The following is a 14040-nucleotide window of genomic DNA, read 5'->3' on the forward strand; positions in this document are numbered from 1 at the left end:
CGGAACGAAAAAGGGGGAGCCGAAGCTCCCCCTTTTTCTTGCCGGATGCCATCCCGGCCGGTGCAGGCGCCTTACAGCAGTGCCGGAATGCCCGGGATCTGGCCGATGGCTGCCAGGATGCCGGTCAGCAGCAGGAACACGACGGACGGGATGATCCAGCGGTGCACGGCGCCCATCGCCTGTCCACGTTCCTTGTCACCGATCAGGCCCAGGTTGTCCAGCAGCATGGTCAGCGACCAGCCGAAGGCCGGGTTCACCAGCGCCGAGGAGAAGATCACCACGGCCGCAGACTGGGAGGTCTTGCCCTCGCGGGTCATCTGCATGCCGGCTTCCAGCAACGGCAGGTAGACGCCGACCAGCAGCGCCACGCTCAGCACCGGCGGCCAGACCGCCAGGTCCATCGGGTAGCCCCAGATCGCGGCCACGATGCAGAGCAGACCGGTCAGGATGGCGCCGGCCGGGATCGGCCGCTTGGCGATGGCCGCCGGTACCATGTAGGTACCCCAGGAGGAAGCCAGGTTGCCACCACCCAGGGAGGTGCCGACAATCTGGCGCGCCGCAGCGACGCACATGGTGTCGTCGATGTTCATCAGCACCCGGTCGGAGCCTTTCGGGTAGTTCAGCTCCTGGAAGACCCGGTGGCCCAGGAAGTCCGGGGACCACATGGCCACGGCGAGGATGGCGAAGGGAGCGACGGCCAGGAAATGTTCCATGTTCGGCAGGCCCATCTGCCAGCCGGTGGTCTCACCCCACCAGTAGGCCGGATTCAGGTTGGGAATGCCCGGCTCGGTCTTGAACTCGAAGGGCGCTCCCAGGGCAAAGGCGATTACCGCCGCCAAAGCGCAACCCAGGGGAATGGCCAGCCAGCGCAGCCTGACGTGCTCCAGATAGGCATACAGCACAATGGTGGCGAAAACCACCACGAAGGCGATGTACGCCATGTCGAAACCTTCGGCCCAGGCGAACAGCTTCTTGATCTGGCCGACGATGCCGATGAAGCCGAGATACAGCAGCAGGCCGCCGCAGACCCCGTCGCTGGTCAGACGCGCCATCAGGCTGCCGCCCTTCAATATCCCCAGCATGAAGCCCAGCACGCCGACCATGATGCCGAAGGCCATCGGGTGGCCGCCAGCGGCCATGATCAGCGGAATCAGGGGAATCAGGGGGCCATGGGTACCGGCCAGGTTGGCCGTCGGGTTGAGGATGCCGGAGAAGAGGATCACGAACAGCAGCGCGACGATCAGCATCTCATAGCGAACGTTCTCGATCACGAAGGCATCGCCAAGGCCCAGGGGGGCGGCGAAGGCACCGGCCACGGCGGCGACCATCACGATCTTGCCGATGGTCGCGGCCATCGCCGGAACCCAGTCCTCCAGCTCGAAGCGGTAATCGCGGAACGGCAGGTTCACTCGCCAGCGCTTCGGCGCCATGATCTTCAGTTCGTGATCCAGGTATTCCGATCGCGACGCGAAGCATTCCTTTGGCCTATGTAGATCGCGATAACTTATCTCATTGTAATCAGTCATATTTTTTAACCATCCAGAAAATTTAGATGACGGGACAGGCCGGCCACGGCCAACTTGACCCGACTAATCTTTTTGTTGTTATTCAGGCAGTGACCCATCCCGCGCGGGCGCACACGGCATCGCGCGACCACGGATCGGTCGATTCAAATTCGGATGGTCGAAGCTGTGAGGCGGATCGGCGTGACGAATCACGCCGGGGGACAGCAAGCGGGAGCAACGCGGTACCGGGGGCCTCAGGCGCCGACTATCAGCCAACCGAACTGGCCTGACGGGCCTGCAACGGCCCCGAACAGGCATGCCAATCCAGAAAGCGAATATTTGGCGCGATTATCGGCGCCCCGAAGCCGCCCAGCTATCAGCTATTGGTCAAATGCCGTATTGCGCGCGGTAGGCTTCCACGGCCGGCAGATGGCGCTTGAGTTCGGCATCTTCGGCCAGATACTCCAGCACGTCGGAGAGGGAGGCGATGCTGACCACCGGCATGGCGAAGTCGCGCTCGACCTCCTGGATCGCCGACAGCGCACCCTGACCGCGCTCCTGCCGGTTCAGCGCGATCAGCACGCCGGCCGCCTGGGCACCCTGGCCCTGGATGATCTGCATCACCTCGCGGATCGCCGTGCCGGCGGTGATCACGTCATCGACGATCAGCACCCGGCCGGCCAGGGGCGCACCGACCAGGGTGCCGCCCTCGCCGTGATCCTTGGCCTCCTTGCGGTTGAAGCACCAGGGAAGATCGCGGCCATGGTGTTCGGCCAGCGCCACCGCGGTCGCCGCGGCCAGCGGAATGCCCTTGTAGGCCGGGCCGAACAGCACGTCGAAGGGAATGCCGCTGTCGACCAGGGCCGCGGCATAGAAGCGCCCCAGCCGCGCCAGCGCCAGACCGCTGTTGAACAACCCGGCATTGAAGAAATAGGGACTGGTCCGCCCCGACTTGAGGGTGAACTCGCCGAAGCGCAGCACACCGCGCTCGATGGCGAAACGAATGAATTCGCGCTGATAGGCCTGCATGAGAAGTCCCGATAGGCACGGATTTAGCTATATGCTCCGAGGTCGGGTATCATACACGCTGGTTTTTTTGGGGGCCATGTATGCGGATCATCAGTGTAAACGTCAATGGTATTCAGGCTGCCGTCGAGCGTGGCCTGCTCAGCTGGCTGCAAGCCCAGAATGCCGACGTGATCTGCCTGCAGGATACCCGCGCCTCCGCCTTCGAACTGGACGATCCGACCTACCAGCTGGACGGCTACTTTCTTTATGCCAGCGAGGCGGAAATCCCCAGCCAGGGGGGAGTCGCACTCTATTCGCGGCTGCAGCCCAAGGCGGTGATCGGCGGCCTCGGCTTCGAGACGGCCGATCGCTACGGGCGCTACCTGCAGGCGGACTTCGACAAGGTCAGCATCGCCAGCCTGCTGTTGCCCAGCGGGCAGGGCGGCGACGAAAACCTGAACCAGAAGTTCAAGTTCATGGACGACTTCGCCCATTATCTGGACAAGCAGCGGCGCAAGCGTCGCGAGTACATCTACTGTGGCTCGCTGTACGTGGCACACCAGAAGCAGGACGTGAAGAACTGGCGCGACTGCCAGCAACTGCCCGGCTTCCTGGCGCCGGAGCGCGCCTGGATGGACCAGATCGTCGGCCACATGGGCTACGTGGATGCCCTGCGGGAAACCAGCCGCGAGGGCGACCTCTACAGCTGGTGGCCGGACAGCGAACAGGCGGAGATGCTCAATCTCGGCTGGCGCTTCGACTATCAGCTGCTGACCCCGGGCATGCGCCGCTTCGTGCGCAACGCCCGCCTGCCCCGGCAGCCGCGCTTCTCCCAGCACGCCCCGCTGATCGTCGACTACGACTGGCTGCTGAGCCTGTAAGCGACGCCACTTCAGAAAAAAGCCGGCCATGCCGGCTTTTTTCTGGTCCGTTCACTTCACCAGACGCAGACAGAAGGGATAACGCCAGGCCTCGCCGGCATTCGCCCGGATGCCGGCGATGACCACCAGCACCAGCGTCGTCAGATTGACCAGCAGCATCAGCGGGAAACCGATGAAGATCCAGGCCAGCGCGCCGCAGAGCATCATCAGGATGCTGTAGGTGATCTGGAAGTTGAGCGCTTCCTTGCCGTGCCAGTCGACGAAGGGGTCGCGGTCCTTCTGCAGTTGCCAGACGATCAGCGGCCCCAGTACGTTGCCGACCAGCGGCGCCAAGAACCAGAAGAACGCCGCGTAGTGGCAGAGCATCGCCCAGCGGCGGGCCTGGGGATCGGGCAGCGGGACGAGCAGCGGCGAATGCATGGAGGCTCCCGGAAGATCAGTCGGCCAGCACGGCGCGCTGCAGCTCGAACAGCTCGCGGATGCCCTGGGTGGCCAGGGCCAGCATGGCGTTCAGCTCCTCCGGCTGGAAGGGTTCGCCCTCGGCGGTACCCTGCACCTCGATGAAGCCGCCGGCATCGGTCATCACCACGTTGAGGTCGGTCTCGGCGTCGGAGTCCTCGGGATAGTCCAGATCCAGGATTGGCTCGCCCTGGTAGATGCCCACGGAGACCGCCGCGACCATCTGCTTCAGGGGATCGCCCTTCAGCGCGCCGCGCCTCTTCAGCACCGCCAGGGCATCGACCAGCGCCACCATGGCGCCGGTGATGGAGGCGGTGCGGGTGCCGCCGTCGGCCTGGATCACGTCGCAGTCGACGTACAGGGTGTTCTCGCCCAGCTTGCTCATGTCCAGCGCAGCGCGCAGCGAACGGCCGATCAGCCGCTGGATCTCCAGGGTGCGCCCGCCCTGCCGGCCCCGACTGGCCTCGCGCGCGGTACGCTCGCCGGTGGCCCGCGGCAGCATGCCGTACTCGGCAGTCAGCCAGCCCTTGCCCTGGCCCTTGAGGAAACGCGGCACGCCGGACTCGGCACTGACCGTGCAGATCACCCGGGTGTCGCCGAACTCCACCAGCACCGAGCCCTCGGCATGCCGGGTGTAGTTGCGGGTGATACGAATCGGACGCAACTGGTGGGGCGCACGGCCACTGGGACGTTTCATCTGGGCTTACCTGTACGGTCGGGAAAATTTGCCGGCCATTATAGGGCGCCCATCGTCAGTCGGACACGCCGATTGGGCCGCGGCGACGCACTGCGCTACAATCCGTTCCCTTTAAATACGACGATCCGAGAGGTAGACACCATGGCGCACAGCATGACTGCCTTCGCCCGCGCCGAGCGGGCCGGCGCCCACGGCACCCTGAGCTGGGAGCTGCGCTCGGTCAATCATCGCTATCTCGAACCGCACCTGCGTCTGCCGGAGGCCTTCCTCGACCTCGAAGGCGCCCTGCGCGACGCCCTGCGTCAGGCGCTGTCCCGTGGCAAGGTCGAATGCACCCTGCGCTTCGACGAGGGCAGCGCCGGACAGCCGCTGCAGATCGACCGCGAGCATGCCAACCAGTTGGTGGCCGCCGCCGAAGGCATCGCCGCCCTGATCCGCCAGCCGGCGCCGATCAACCCCCTCGACGTGCTGGCCTGGCCCGGCGTGCTGGTCGCCAACGCAACCGATCACCAGACCCTCGGCGCGGAAGCCCTGAGCCTGTTCGACGAGGCCCTGGCCCAGCTCAAGGCCGGCCGCGGCCGCGAAGGTGCAGAGCTGGCCCGACTGCTCGAGGAGCGCCTGGACGCCATGCTCAAGGAGGTCGAGAGCCTGCGCCAGCTGGTGCCGCAGATGCTCGCCAACCAACGCCAGAAGATCCTCGATCGCTTCCGCGACGCGCAGCTGGAACTGGATCCGCAGCGTCTCGAACAGGAGCTGGTGCTGCTCGCCCAGAAGAGCGACGCGGCCGAGGAGCTGGATCGTCTCTGCACCCACATCGCCGAAGTCCGCCGCGTACTCAAGGACGGTGGCACGGTCGGCCGCCGGCTGGACTTCCTGATGCAGGAACTCAACCGCGAAGCCAACACTCTTGGCTCCAAGGCCTTCGACCCCCGCTCCACGCAGACCGCGGTCAACCTCAAGGTACTGATCGAGCAGATGCGCGAGCAGGTGCAGAACATCGAGTGAAGCCCCCTTCCCCACGAGAAACCGCGCTCAGGAAACGCCCATGTCCGCCACCGGCACCCTCTACATCATTTCCGCACCTTCCGGCGCCGGCAAGACCAGCCTGGTCAAGGCCCTGATCGACGCCCTTCCGCAGGTCCGGGTATCGGTTTCCCACACCACCCGCAACATGCGCCCGGGCGAGGTCGAAGGGGTGAACTACCACTTCGTCGACCGTCCGACCTTCCTCGGCATGCTCGAGCGGGGCGAATTCCTCGAACACGCGGAAGTCTTCGGCAATCTCTACGGCACCTCGCAGCTGTGGCTGGAACAGACCCTGGCCGAGGGCTACGACCTGATCCTGGAGATCGACTGGCAGGGCGCCCAGCAGGTCCGCAAGCTGCTGCCCCAGGCGCAATCCATCTTCATCCTGCCACCGAGCCAGGAAGCCCTGCGCCACCGGCTGACCAACCGCGGCCAGGACAGCGACGAGATCATCGAGCGACGCATGCGCGAGGCGGTCAGCGAGATGAGCCACTACGTGGAATACGACTACCTGGTCATCAACGACAACTTCGCCCACGCCCTCGAGGACCTGAAGTCGATCTTCCGCGCCCGCCAGCTGCTGCAGGAGACCCAGCAACGCCGACACGGCAGCCTGCTCGCCGAACTGCTGGCCTGAAGCCGCGCGCCTGCGCGGCCTTGGCCGCCGGGCGACTCAGTGCCGGTGCAGGAAGGTCTTCAGCGCGGACACCAGCAGGATCACCCCGAGCAGGACCATCAGCAGCCGCGTCGGCACCACGCCGAGCAGCAGGCCGCCCAGGGCGGCGCCGAGGATCGAGCCTGCCGCCATCCAGCCGAACAGCGGGCGCTCCCGGCCGAGGATGGCGAAGGCGCCGGAGCGGCTGTAGCGGGCAAAGCCGACGACCATGGTCGGCAGACTGACCATCAGCGACAGACTGCCGGCCAGCTTGATGTCCACGCCATAGAGCAGCACGATGGTCGGGATCAGCAGTTCGCCGCCGGCCACCCCCAGCAGGGCCGCCACCACGCCGATGCCGAGCCCGGCCAGCAGGCCGGCGAGCAGTTGCAGCGACGCCGAGGCGAACAGCGGCGCGCTGCCGTCGTGCAGGCCGAAGGCAGCCTCGCTCAGCATCACCAGAGCCAGCCCCACCAGCATGACCATGACGACACGGTCGAGCCACTGGCGCGACAGGCGCAGGGCGTGCCCGGCCGCCCACCAGGCGCCGACCAGGCTACCGGCCAGCAGGTTCAGGGCGATCCCCAGATGCTCCGCCAGCTGTTCCAGCGGAATGCCACCGCTGCGAGACAGCAGGGCCGCAGCGACCACCACCAGACTCATCGCCTTGTTGAAGATGACCGCTTCCAGGGTTTCCAGGCGGAACAGCCCGACCAGCACCGGCAGGCGAAACTCCGCCCCGCCCAGACCGATCAAGCCGCCCAGGCTGCCGATCAGCGTGCCGGCGAGGAAGCCCTGGCCGCTGCGCAAAGGAGTCTGCATGGATTCAACTGCTTTCATGTCGTGCACTCACCGATATGCATGTGAATAAATAACGCACGCACTTTCAGCAAGAAGCACGCCATCCACCAAAAGCTCGGGTGACAGCTTACACAGGACATGGCGCTGCCAGCTGCAACCCTTGATAGCCGCCGGATTTCGCTATATATGCAAGGAAATCACGCAGTCCCCAAGGAAACCGGCGCGCCCGGTGCAGCGCCGGACCCTCCGCCCCTGCCGCTGTCGGCTTTGCTACAAAACCGACAGCGGTGGCCGGTCCGCCACGGCCATGCCGACGACCACAGGGCCATTTGGCCCTTCCCTTCGAAGTGGCGTTTTCCTAGACTATCCAGTCCGCTTGCCCATTTGGGTACCGCCACACTCATTCGTCACGAGGAACACCATGGCCCGCGTTACCGTTGAAGACTGCCTGGACAACGTCGATAACCGCTTCGAGCTGGTCATGCTCGCCAGCAAGCGCGCGCGCCAGCTGGCCACCGGCGGCAAGGAGCCGCGAGTACCCTGGGAGAACGACAAGCCCACCGTGGTCGCCCTGCGCGAGATCGCCGCGAGCCTGGTCGACTATAACGTCATCGCCCAGGACGAGATCGTCGCCGAGGAGCCGCTGTTCGCCGCCTTCGAGGAAGACACCAACGAGGCCCTGTAACGCGATGTCCGACAGCGGTCGCAGCACGGGAGCAGTATCCGCTCGCCAGGGGGGACGCCCTTGGCCAGCATAGAAACCCTTGCCGATCGGCTCCTGACCTACCTCGCCCCGGACCAGGTCAACCTGGTCCGCCGGGCCTATTATTACGCCGAGCAGGCCCACGACGGCCAGCGCAGGCGCAGCGGCGAACCCTACGTCACCCATCCCCTCGCCGTCGCCAACATCCTCGCCGACATGCACATGGACCATCAGAGCCTGATGGCCGCGATGCTCCATGACGTGATCGAGGACACCGGCATTCCCAAGGAAGCCTTGGTCGAGCAATTCGGCGAAACCGTCGCCGAGCTGGTCGACGGGGTCAGCAAGCTGACCCAGATGAAGTTCGAGAACAAGGCCGAGGCGCAGGCCGAGAACTTCCAGAAGATGGCCATGGCCATGGCCCGCGACATCCGCGTGATCCTCGTCAAGCTGGCCGACCGCCTGCACAACATGCGCACCCTCGACGCCATGCCCTACGAGAAGAGCCGGCGCATCGCCAAGGAGACCCTGGAAATCTACGCGCCCATCGCCAATCGCCTGGGCATGCACAACATGCGCGTAGAGTTCGAGGACCTGGGCTTCAAGGCCATGCACCCGATGCGCTCGGCGCGCATCCGCCAGGCGGTGCGCCGCGCCCGCGGCAACCGCAAGGAAATCGTCACCAAGATCGAACGATCGCTGGTCGCCTGCCTCGAGCGCGAGGGCCTCGACGGCGACGTCAAGGGCCGCGAGAAGCACCTCTACAGCATCTACAAGAAGATGCGCGGCAAGCGCAAGGCGTTCAACGAGATCATGGATGTCTACGCCTTCCGCATCGTGGTCGACAAGGTCGACACCTGCTACCGCGTGCTCGGCGCCGTGCACAACCTCTACAAGCCGCTGCCCGGCCGCTTCAAGGATTACATCGCAATCCCCAAGGCCAACGGCTATCAGTCGCTGCACACCACCCTGTTCGGCATGCACGGCGTGCCCATCGAGATCCAGATCCGCACCCGCGAGATGGAGGAGCTGGCCAACAACGGCATCGCCGCCCACTGGCTGTACAAGTCCGGGGACGAGGACCCGATCAGGGGCAATCACGCGCGCGCCCGGCAATGGGTGAAGGGCGTGCTCGAGCTGCAGCAGAGCGCCGGCAACTCGCTGGAATTCATCGAGAGCGTGAAGATCGACCTGTTCCCCGACGAGGTCTACGTGTTCACGCCCAAGGGCCGCATCATGGAGCTGCAGAAGGGCTCCACCGCGGTCGACTTCGCCTACGCGGTGCACACCGACGTCGGCAACAGCTGCATCGCCTGCCGCATCAACCGCCGCCTGGCGCCGCTCTCCCAGCCCCTGGAAAGCGGCTCCACGGTGGAGATCGTCACCGCCCCGGGCGCGCGGCCGAACCCGGCATGGCTGAACTTCGTGGTCACTGCCAAGGCGCGCACCCATATCCGCCATGCTCTCAAGCAGCAACGCCGCTCGGAATCCATCAGCCTCGGCGAGCGCCTGCTCAACAAGGTACTCGCCGGCTTCGACGCCAGTCTGGAGCAGATCCCCGAGGAGCACATCCGCCAGGTGCTCGACGAATACCGCATGGAAGTCTTCGAGGACCTGCTGGAGGATATCGGTCTCGGCAACCGCATGGCCTACGTGGTGGCCCGCCGCCTGCTGGCCAGTGAAGGCGAGGAGTTGCCCTGCGCCGAAGGCCCGCTGGCGATCCGCGGCACCGAGGGCCTGGTGCTGAGCTACGCGCGCTGCTGCTCGCCGATCCCCGGCGACCCCATCGTCGGCCATCTGTCGGCGGGCAAGGGCATGGTCGTGCACCTGGAAAACTGCCGCAATATCGGCGAGATCCGCCACAACCCGGAAAAATGCATCCCGCTGACCTGGTCCAAGGACGTCAGCGGTGAATTCAACGTCGAGCTGCGCGTCGAGCTGGAACACCAGCGCGGCCTGATCGCTCTGCTCGCCGGCAGCGTCAACGCCGCGGACGGCAACATCGAGAAGATCGGCATGGACGAACGCGACGGCCGTACCAGCGTGGTCCAGTTGGTGGTCAGCGTGAAGGACCGCATCCACCTGGCCCGGGTGATCAAGAAGCTGCGCGCCCTCAAGGGCGTCATCCGCATTACCCGCGTGCGCGCCTGAGCGCGAACTCCGGCCCGCACGTCCCGCTCAGAACATCCCCCAAAGGAGCTCCCCATGAGCAAGATCGTGATCAACACCGACAAGGCGCCTGCCGCCATCGGCACCTATTCCCAGGCGATCAAGGCCGGCAGCACCGTCTACCTGTCCGGACAGATCCCCCTCGACCCCAAAACCATGGAACTGGTCGAAGGCGACTTCGAAGCCCAGACCGTGCAGGTGTTCGAGAACCTCAAGGCGGTCGTCGAGGCGGCCGGCGGCTCGTTCGCCGATCTCGTCAAGCTGAACATCTTCCTCACCGACCTGGCCCACTTCGCCAAGGTCAACGAGGTCATGGGCCGCTACTTCGCGCAGCCCTACCCGGCCCGTGCCGCCATCGGCGTCGCTTCCCTGCCGCGCGGCGCGCAGGTGGAAATGGACGGCATCCTGGTTCTCGACTGAGCCCCGCGGGCGGAGCCACCGCTCCGCCCCCATCAGGCCACGCCCGGCACATCTGCGATACAGAATGCCTGACCTGCCCTCCGCTGCCGTCAGCCAGGCCCCTCCCCTTCGACGGAGAAACGGCCCGATCCTTCCTCGAAGAGCCCGAGCCGCCGCGTCTCCCGCCTGCATGCCGAGGCGCCGGCAGCGGGGACGCACTCGCCCCGCTTCGGCTTTCGGTGGAGGAAGGCGGTCAGTGCATCGAGTGGTGATGGGCGGAATGCCCCTCCACGGCATCCTTCCCGTGGTCGCTCAGCTGGGCGCCTATCCAGCTATGGATCGCATGGACCAGCTCGGGCCGGGCGGCGGCGAACTGAAGCTGCGCACCGCCCTGGATATCGGTGTATCTCACCGACATCTCCCCCGGCTCGGCATTCCTGAGCGCCTCGAGGCCCGGCATGTCGCGGCCGTGGATGGTTTCCGGCCCGGAAAAGTCCCGATTCGCGAACTGATCGCCGATCTCCTTCAGATGCTGGCGGATCAGCGCCAACTGAGCGGAATCCGCACCGTCCTTCAGGACGACTTTCTGGATGCCGCCGTCGGCTGTTCTTTCGAAGATGTGAGTGGTTTGACTCAAGGCGAAGGGCATCACCTGGGCACCGCGCTGGGCGACATCCGCCTGGCGCTCGGGCGAGGCCGACGATGCGAACGCATTGCCCGCAAGACATGCCGCGATACCCAGTACCGACAAGAGCTTCAACGATCTTTCCATGGAACCCACAATAGCCTCCTGCACATCGAGTGCACATTCAACGCTTCAACGAATAACCACCATCATTGCCGATCCCGGCAGGTTCCGGAATCGGCCGAGGACTCCCGGGGCAGGTACTAGCCACCAGCCATTGCCGAGACGATGAAGACCTCGTCACGGGCATCGAGAGCCGTCTCCATTCCACCGAGCCCCTTGATGTCCTTTCCATTGACGAAAATCCGGATGTATTTCTTCAGGCTGCCGTCCTGGCCATGAAGCTGGGCGCTGAATCCCGGGTATTGCGCATCGACTTCCGTCAGCAGCGCATTGACGGAGCCTGCCCCGACCTCCAGTTTGGACAGATCCCTGACGAACTTTCTGAAGGGCGCGGGCACGAAAAGGGTAGGCATTGTTTTTCTCCTGGAATCAGTGGTTCTGGCCCGCCCCGCAGGCAGGACAATCCTTCACACGCTCGATCTCGAGATATCTGGTCGTATTCGACTCGAGGTCGAAGAACCAGAGCACGTTCTTGAGCGGTTGCCCGAAGCCGGTCAGCACCTTGATCGCCTCCATGGCGATGGTCGTCCCGACCATCACGGGACCGGGCCCGATGGCCGGGAAAACCTTCATGTCCGTCCAGTACTCGGGCTTTTCCGGAAACACGCATCTCAGGCAGGCGGTCTCGCCGGGAATGAAGGTGCTCGCATAGCCCTCCATACTGAACATCGCGCCCATGCACACGGGTTTCCCCTGCTTCATGGCCTCGTCGTTCATCAGGTAGCGCTCCTCGAACATGGGCGCGCCATCCACCACCACATCGGCCTGGGCGACGAGGCCGGCGACGTTTTTCTCGTTGATGTACTCGTTCACCGTGACGATCTCGACTTCCGGGTCGATCTGCCTGAGCTTCTCCGCCCACGCCTCCGCGCACGGCCTGCCCAGGTCGGCGGGGGTGATCAGTTGCCAGCGGTTGAGGTAGTCCGGAACCACCTCGCCACCATGCGCCAGGATCAGGCGGCCCACGCCGGCACGCACCAGATTCATCGCCGCGGTGCCGCCCACGCCGCCCACGCGGGAAACCAGAACAGTGGAGCCTTTGAGGCGCAACTGCCCCGCCTCGCCGAAGCCCTCGATCCGCAACTGCCTGGAGTAACGCTCCCTATCGAACTCGCTAAGCACCTTAGTCTGCATGAGATTCCTTCAATCGCTCACCAACCCAACAATGAGCCGTCCCCATCGGCGACGCCGAAAGGGAAGCTCGAGACATGACTCATCAATAAAGGGGCATGGCCCCGTCGACTTCCGCGGCCCAGGCCCGCAGGCCGCCGCGCATGTTCCAGGCCTTGTGGAAGCCCTGCCCCCTGAGGATTTCCAGGGCCTTGCGGCCACGCGCACCCATCAGGCAATAGACGATGATTTCCTTCGAGGGGTCCAACTCCCCACAGCGCGCAGGGAGCTCGTTCAAGGGCACATGCACGGCCCCCTCGATCCGGCAGATGTCCCACTCGTGCGGCTCCCGCACATCCAGCAGGAGCACCTCTCCGGTCTTCCTGGACCGGGCGGCCGCCTCGATGGCAGCGATCTCCGCGAGGGACTCGCCGCTTGCAGCGGCCGAATTGCAGAAAGCCTGATAATCCTGAAGCGCCGTGATACTGGGCGAAGTACCGCAGATGGGGCAGTTGGGATCCTTCTCGATCTGCAGCTCGCTGGCCCGCATGCCCAGGGCATCGAACATCAGCAGCCGCCCGACGAGGGGATCACCGATACCCAGGATCTGCTTGATGACCTCGGTCGCCTGAACGACGCCCAGCAGGCCCGGCAGCACGCCCAGCACCCCTCCTTCGGCACAGCTCGGTATTTCTCCGGGCGGTGGTGGCTCGGGATACAGGCATCGATAGCAGGGCCCCTCCTTGGCATGGAAAACCGAAGCCTGCCCCTCGAACCTGAAGATGCTCGCATGGACATTGGGTTTGCCCAGCAGCACGCACACATCATTGGTCAGGTAGCGCGTGGAGAAATTGTCGGTGCCGTCGGCAATGATGTCGTACCGGGAGCAGATATCGAACGCATTCTCCGCGGTGAGCATGGTTTCATGCTCGATGATTTCGATATGCGGATTGAGGTTCCGGAGCTTTTCGGCGGCTGAAGTTATTTTCGGCTTGCCGACATCGGAAGTATGGTGAATGACCTGCCGCTGCAGATTGCTGTAATCGACGACATCGCTGTCGACGAGCCCCAGATGCCCAACGCCTGCGGCAGCCAGATACAGGGCCAGCGGAGAGCCCAAGCCTCCCGTGCCGACGCAGAGAACCTTCGCACTCTTTAGTTTTAATTGCCCTTCCAGACCCACTTCCGGCAATAGCAGATGCCGGCTGTATCTGTTGACTTCCTGATTCGAGAGACCCATTGAGCCTGTCCTTGCAGATGATCAAGCAGAAATAGCGACCAGCCTATTTCTTGTCCTTATAGATTTTTTCGCAGCAGACTCAACCAAATAATCTAACGCAAAGCAATGCCCCTTCAGGAATTTCCATCCGACACCGACATGGCGCTGTATTTTTAAATACATAAAAATTCTGCATAAGACCTTTATTAGACGCAAACCTAGAACTATGCCGCTTCATGGCGCCAATCATTTTCTAGAGCATTGAATATATTGAAAGACAAGGGTCATTCCGCCCCTGACAAATTATGGGCTGCAACTCCGAACGGTTCGCCGCGCCTCTCTAAGACACTTGAAGTTTGGGATCGACTGTTATCGCCACCAGCAAAAAGGTGATATGCGTCACAAATCCAGAAGAATGCCCAGGCTTATTCCGAAACCCTCCCGTACAGCCTGCGCTGTTCGGCATGGAGGAACCGGATGAAGTTAGGAGCCCACTTCAAGGATGCGGTGTTATTTCCCCGACAGCTGAACGGGCACCGTCTGGCATGCTGCGCGGGACTTGTCTGCGGCAGGCTGCGCCAGCCTCTTTCGAGCGCTGAT

Annotated in this window: 15 protein-coding genes; 6 read left to right on the forward strand and 9 right to left on the reverse strand. The window is 64.1% G+C overall.

Annotation, left to right across the window (positions count from 1 at the left end; genetic code table 11):
• Window positions 1-71 precede the first annotated feature (71 nt).
• The gene (locus GCU53_RS11355; protein WP_152387715.1) at window positions 72-1526 is read right to left on the reverse strand and encodes a DUF3360 family protein; all 1455 of its coding nucleotides are present in this window, start codon (window positions 1524-1526) and stop codon (window positions 72-74) included.
• A gap of 366 nt (window positions 1527-1892) precedes the next feature.
• Entirely contained in the window at window positions 1893-2534 is a 642-nt protein-coding gene (pyrE, locus tag GCU53_RS11360; protein ID WP_152387716.1) for an orotate phosphoribosyltransferase, read from the reverse strand.
• 80 nt (window positions 2535-2614) lie between these two features.
• Between pyrE and GCU53_RS11365 the strand changes: the two genes are divergently transcribed.
• The gene (locus tag GCU53_RS11365) at window positions 2615-3394 is read left to right on the forward strand and encodes an exodeoxyribonuclease III (protein ID WP_152387717.1); all 780 of its coding nucleotides are present in this window, start codon (window positions 2615-2617) and stop codon (window positions 3392-3394) included.
• A gap of 51 nt (window positions 3395-3445) precedes the next feature.
• Here GCU53_RS11365 and GCU53_RS11370 read toward each other — a convergent pair whose 3' ends face one another.
• Together GCU53_RS11370 and rph are read right to left on the reverse strand one after the other, a co-directional pair.
• The gene (locus GCU53_RS11370; protein ID WP_152387718.1) at window positions 3446-3814 is read right to left on the reverse strand and encodes a DUF4870 domain-containing protein; all 369 of its coding nucleotides are present in this window, start codon (window positions 3812-3814) and stop codon (window positions 3446-3448) included.
• A gap of 16 nt (window positions 3815-3830) precedes the next feature.
• Window positions 3831-4550: a ribonuclease PH gene (gene rph, locus GCU53_RS11375; protein WP_152387719.1), complete on the reverse strand. Its 720-nt coding sequence runs from the start codon at window positions 4548-4550 to the stop codon at window positions 3831-3833.
• 141 nt (window positions 4551-4691) lie between these two features.
• On the opposite strand from rph, the gene GCU53_RS11380 reads away from it, so the two are divergent.
• Together GCU53_RS11380 and gmk are read left to right on the forward strand one after the other, a co-directional pair.
• On the forward strand, window positions 4692-5555 hold the full coding sequence (locus GCU53_RS11380) for a YicC/YloC family endoribonuclease (protein ID WP_152387720.1): 864 nt from the start codon (window positions 4692-4694) through the stop codon (window positions 5553-5555).
• Between the two features lie 40 nt (window positions 5556-5595).
• A complete protein-coding gene (gene gmk / locus GCU53_RS11385) occupies window positions 5596-6213 on the forward strand; it encodes a guanylate kinase (protein ID WP_152387721.1) in 618 nt (205 codons plus the stop codon).
• A 36-nt stretch (window positions 6214-6249) separates the two neighbouring features.
• On the opposite strand, the gene GCU53_RS11390 is transcribed toward gmk, so the two are convergent.
• On the reverse strand, window positions 6250-7053 hold the full coding sequence (locus GCU53_RS11390) for a sulfite exporter TauE/SafE family protein (protein WP_152387722.1): 804 nt from the start codon (window positions 7051-7053) through the stop codon (window positions 6250-6252).
• Between the two features lie 400 nt (window positions 7054-7453).
• Between GCU53_RS11390 and rpoZ the strand changes: the two genes are divergently transcribed.
• The 3 genes from rpoZ to GCU53_RS11405 are packed head-to-tail and all read left to right on the forward strand — an operon-like array spanning window position 7454 to window position 10324.
• On the forward strand, window positions 7454-7717 hold the full coding sequence (gene rpoZ, locus GCU53_RS11395) for a DNA-directed RNA polymerase subunit omega (RefSeq protein ID WP_152387723.1): 264 nt from the start codon (window positions 7454-7456) through the stop codon (window positions 7715-7717).
• 60 nt (window positions 7718-7777) lie between these two features.
• A complete protein-coding gene (gene spoT / locus GCU53_RS11400) occupies window positions 7778-9886 on the forward strand; it encodes a bifunctional GTP diphosphokinase/guanosine-3',5'-bis pyrophosphate 3'-pyrophosphohydrolase (RefSeq protein ID WP_152387724.1) in 2109 nt (702 codons plus the stop codon).
• Between the two features lie 54 nt (window positions 9887-9940).
• Window positions 9941-10324 carry a RidA family protein gene (locus tag GCU53_RS11405; RefSeq protein ID WP_152387725.1) on the forward strand — a complete coding sequence of 128 codons (384 nt, stop codon included), beginning with the start codon at window positions 9941-9943 and terminating at the stop codon, window positions 10322-10324.
• A gap of 232 nt (window positions 10325-10556) precedes the next feature.
• Here the strand turns inward: GCU53_RS11405 and GCU53_RS11410 are convergent, their stop codons facing one another.
• The 4 genes from GCU53_RS11410 to moeB all read right to left on the reverse strand — a co-directional run bounded on the left by GCU53_RS11410 (window position 10557) and on the right by moeB (window position 13461).
• A complete protein-coding gene (locus tag GCU53_RS11410) occupies window positions 10557-11075 on the reverse strand; it encodes an aspartate carbamoyltransferase (RefSeq protein WP_152389865.1) in 519 nt (172 codons plus the stop codon).
• 116 nt (window positions 11076-11191) lie between these two features.
• Window positions 11192-11464 (reverse strand): MoaD/ThiS family protein, encoded by a 273-nt coding sequence (locus GCU53_RS11415; protein ID WP_152387726.1) that lies wholly within the window; start codon window positions 11462-11464, stop codon window positions 11192-11194.
• A 16-nt stretch (window positions 11465-11480) separates the two neighbouring features.
• Window positions 11481-12245 (reverse strand): HesA/MoeB/ThiF family protein, encoded by a 765-nt coding sequence (locus GCU53_RS11420; RefSeq protein WP_244307126.1) that lies wholly within the window; start codon window positions 12243-12245, stop codon window positions 11481-11483.
• A gap of 82 nt (window positions 12246-12327) precedes the next feature.
• The gene (gene moeB, locus GCU53_RS11425; protein ID WP_152387727.1) at window positions 12328-13461 is read right to left on the reverse strand and encodes a molybdopterin-synthase adenylyltransferase MoeB; all 1134 of its coding nucleotides are present in this window, start codon (window positions 13459-13461) and stop codon (window positions 12328-12330) included.
• Window positions 13462-14040: the final 579 nt, after the last annotated feature.

Source organism: Azotobacter salinestris, assembly GCF_009363155.1.
GTDB classification, from domain to species: domain Bacteria; phylum Pseudomonadota; class Gammaproteobacteria; order Pseudomonadales; family Pseudomonadaceae; genus Azotobacter; species Azotobacter salinestris.

Coding starts and splice junctions, on each gene's coding strand:
- GCU53_RS11355 (WP_152387715.1), bottom strand. CDS start 1,526: ATGACTGATTACAATGAGATAAGTTATCGCGATCTACATAGGCCAAAG.
- pyrE (WP_152387716.1), bottom strand. CDS start 2,534: ATGCAGGCCTATCAGCGCGAATTCATTCGTTTCGCCATCGAGCGCGGT.
- GCU53_RS11365 (WP_152387717.1), top strand. CDS start 2,615: ATGCGGATCATCAGTGTAAACGTCAATGGTATTCAGGCTGCCGTCGAG.
- GCU53_RS11370 (WP_152387718.1), bottom strand. CDS start 3,814: ATGCATTCGCCGCTGCTCGTCCCGCTGCCCGATCCCCAGGCCCGCCGC.
- rph (WP_152387719.1), bottom strand. CDS start 4,550: ATGAAACGTCCCAGTGGCCGTGCGCCCCACCAGTTGCGTCCGATTCGT.
- GCU53_RS11380 (WP_152387720.1), top strand. CDS start 4,692: ATGGCGCACAGCATGACTGCCTTCGCCCGCGCCGAGCGGGCCGGCGCC.
- gmk (WP_152387721.1), top strand. CDS start 5,596: ATGTCCGCCACCGGCACCCTCTACATCATTTCCGCACCTTCCGGCGCC.
- GCU53_RS11390 (WP_152387722.1), bottom strand. CDS start 7,053: ATGCAGACTCCTTTGCGCAGCGGCCAGGGCTTCCTCGCCGGCACGCTG.
- rpoZ (WP_152387723.1), top strand. CDS start 7,454: ATGGCCCGCGTTACCGTTGAAGACTGCCTGGACAACGTCGATAACCGC.
- GCU53_RS11405 (WP_152387725.1), top strand. CDS start 9,941: ATGAGCAAGATCGTGATCAACACCGACAAGGCGCCTGCCGCCATCGGC.
- GCU53_RS11410 (WP_152389865.1), bottom strand. CDS start 11,075: ATGGAAAGATCGTTGAAGCTCTTGTCGGTACTGGGTATCGCGGCATGT.
- GCU53_RS11415 (WP_152387726.1), bottom strand. CDS start 11,464: ATGCCTACCCTTTTCGTGCCCGCGCCCTTCAGAAAGTTCGTCAGGGAT.
- GCU53_RS11420 (WP_244307126.1), bottom strand. CDS start 12,245: ATGCAGACTAAGGTGCTTAGCGAGTTCGATAGGGAGCGTTACTCCAGG.
- moeB (WP_152387727.1), bottom strand. CDS start 13,461: ATGGGTCTCTCGAATCAGGAAGTCAACAGATACAGCCGGCATCTGCTA.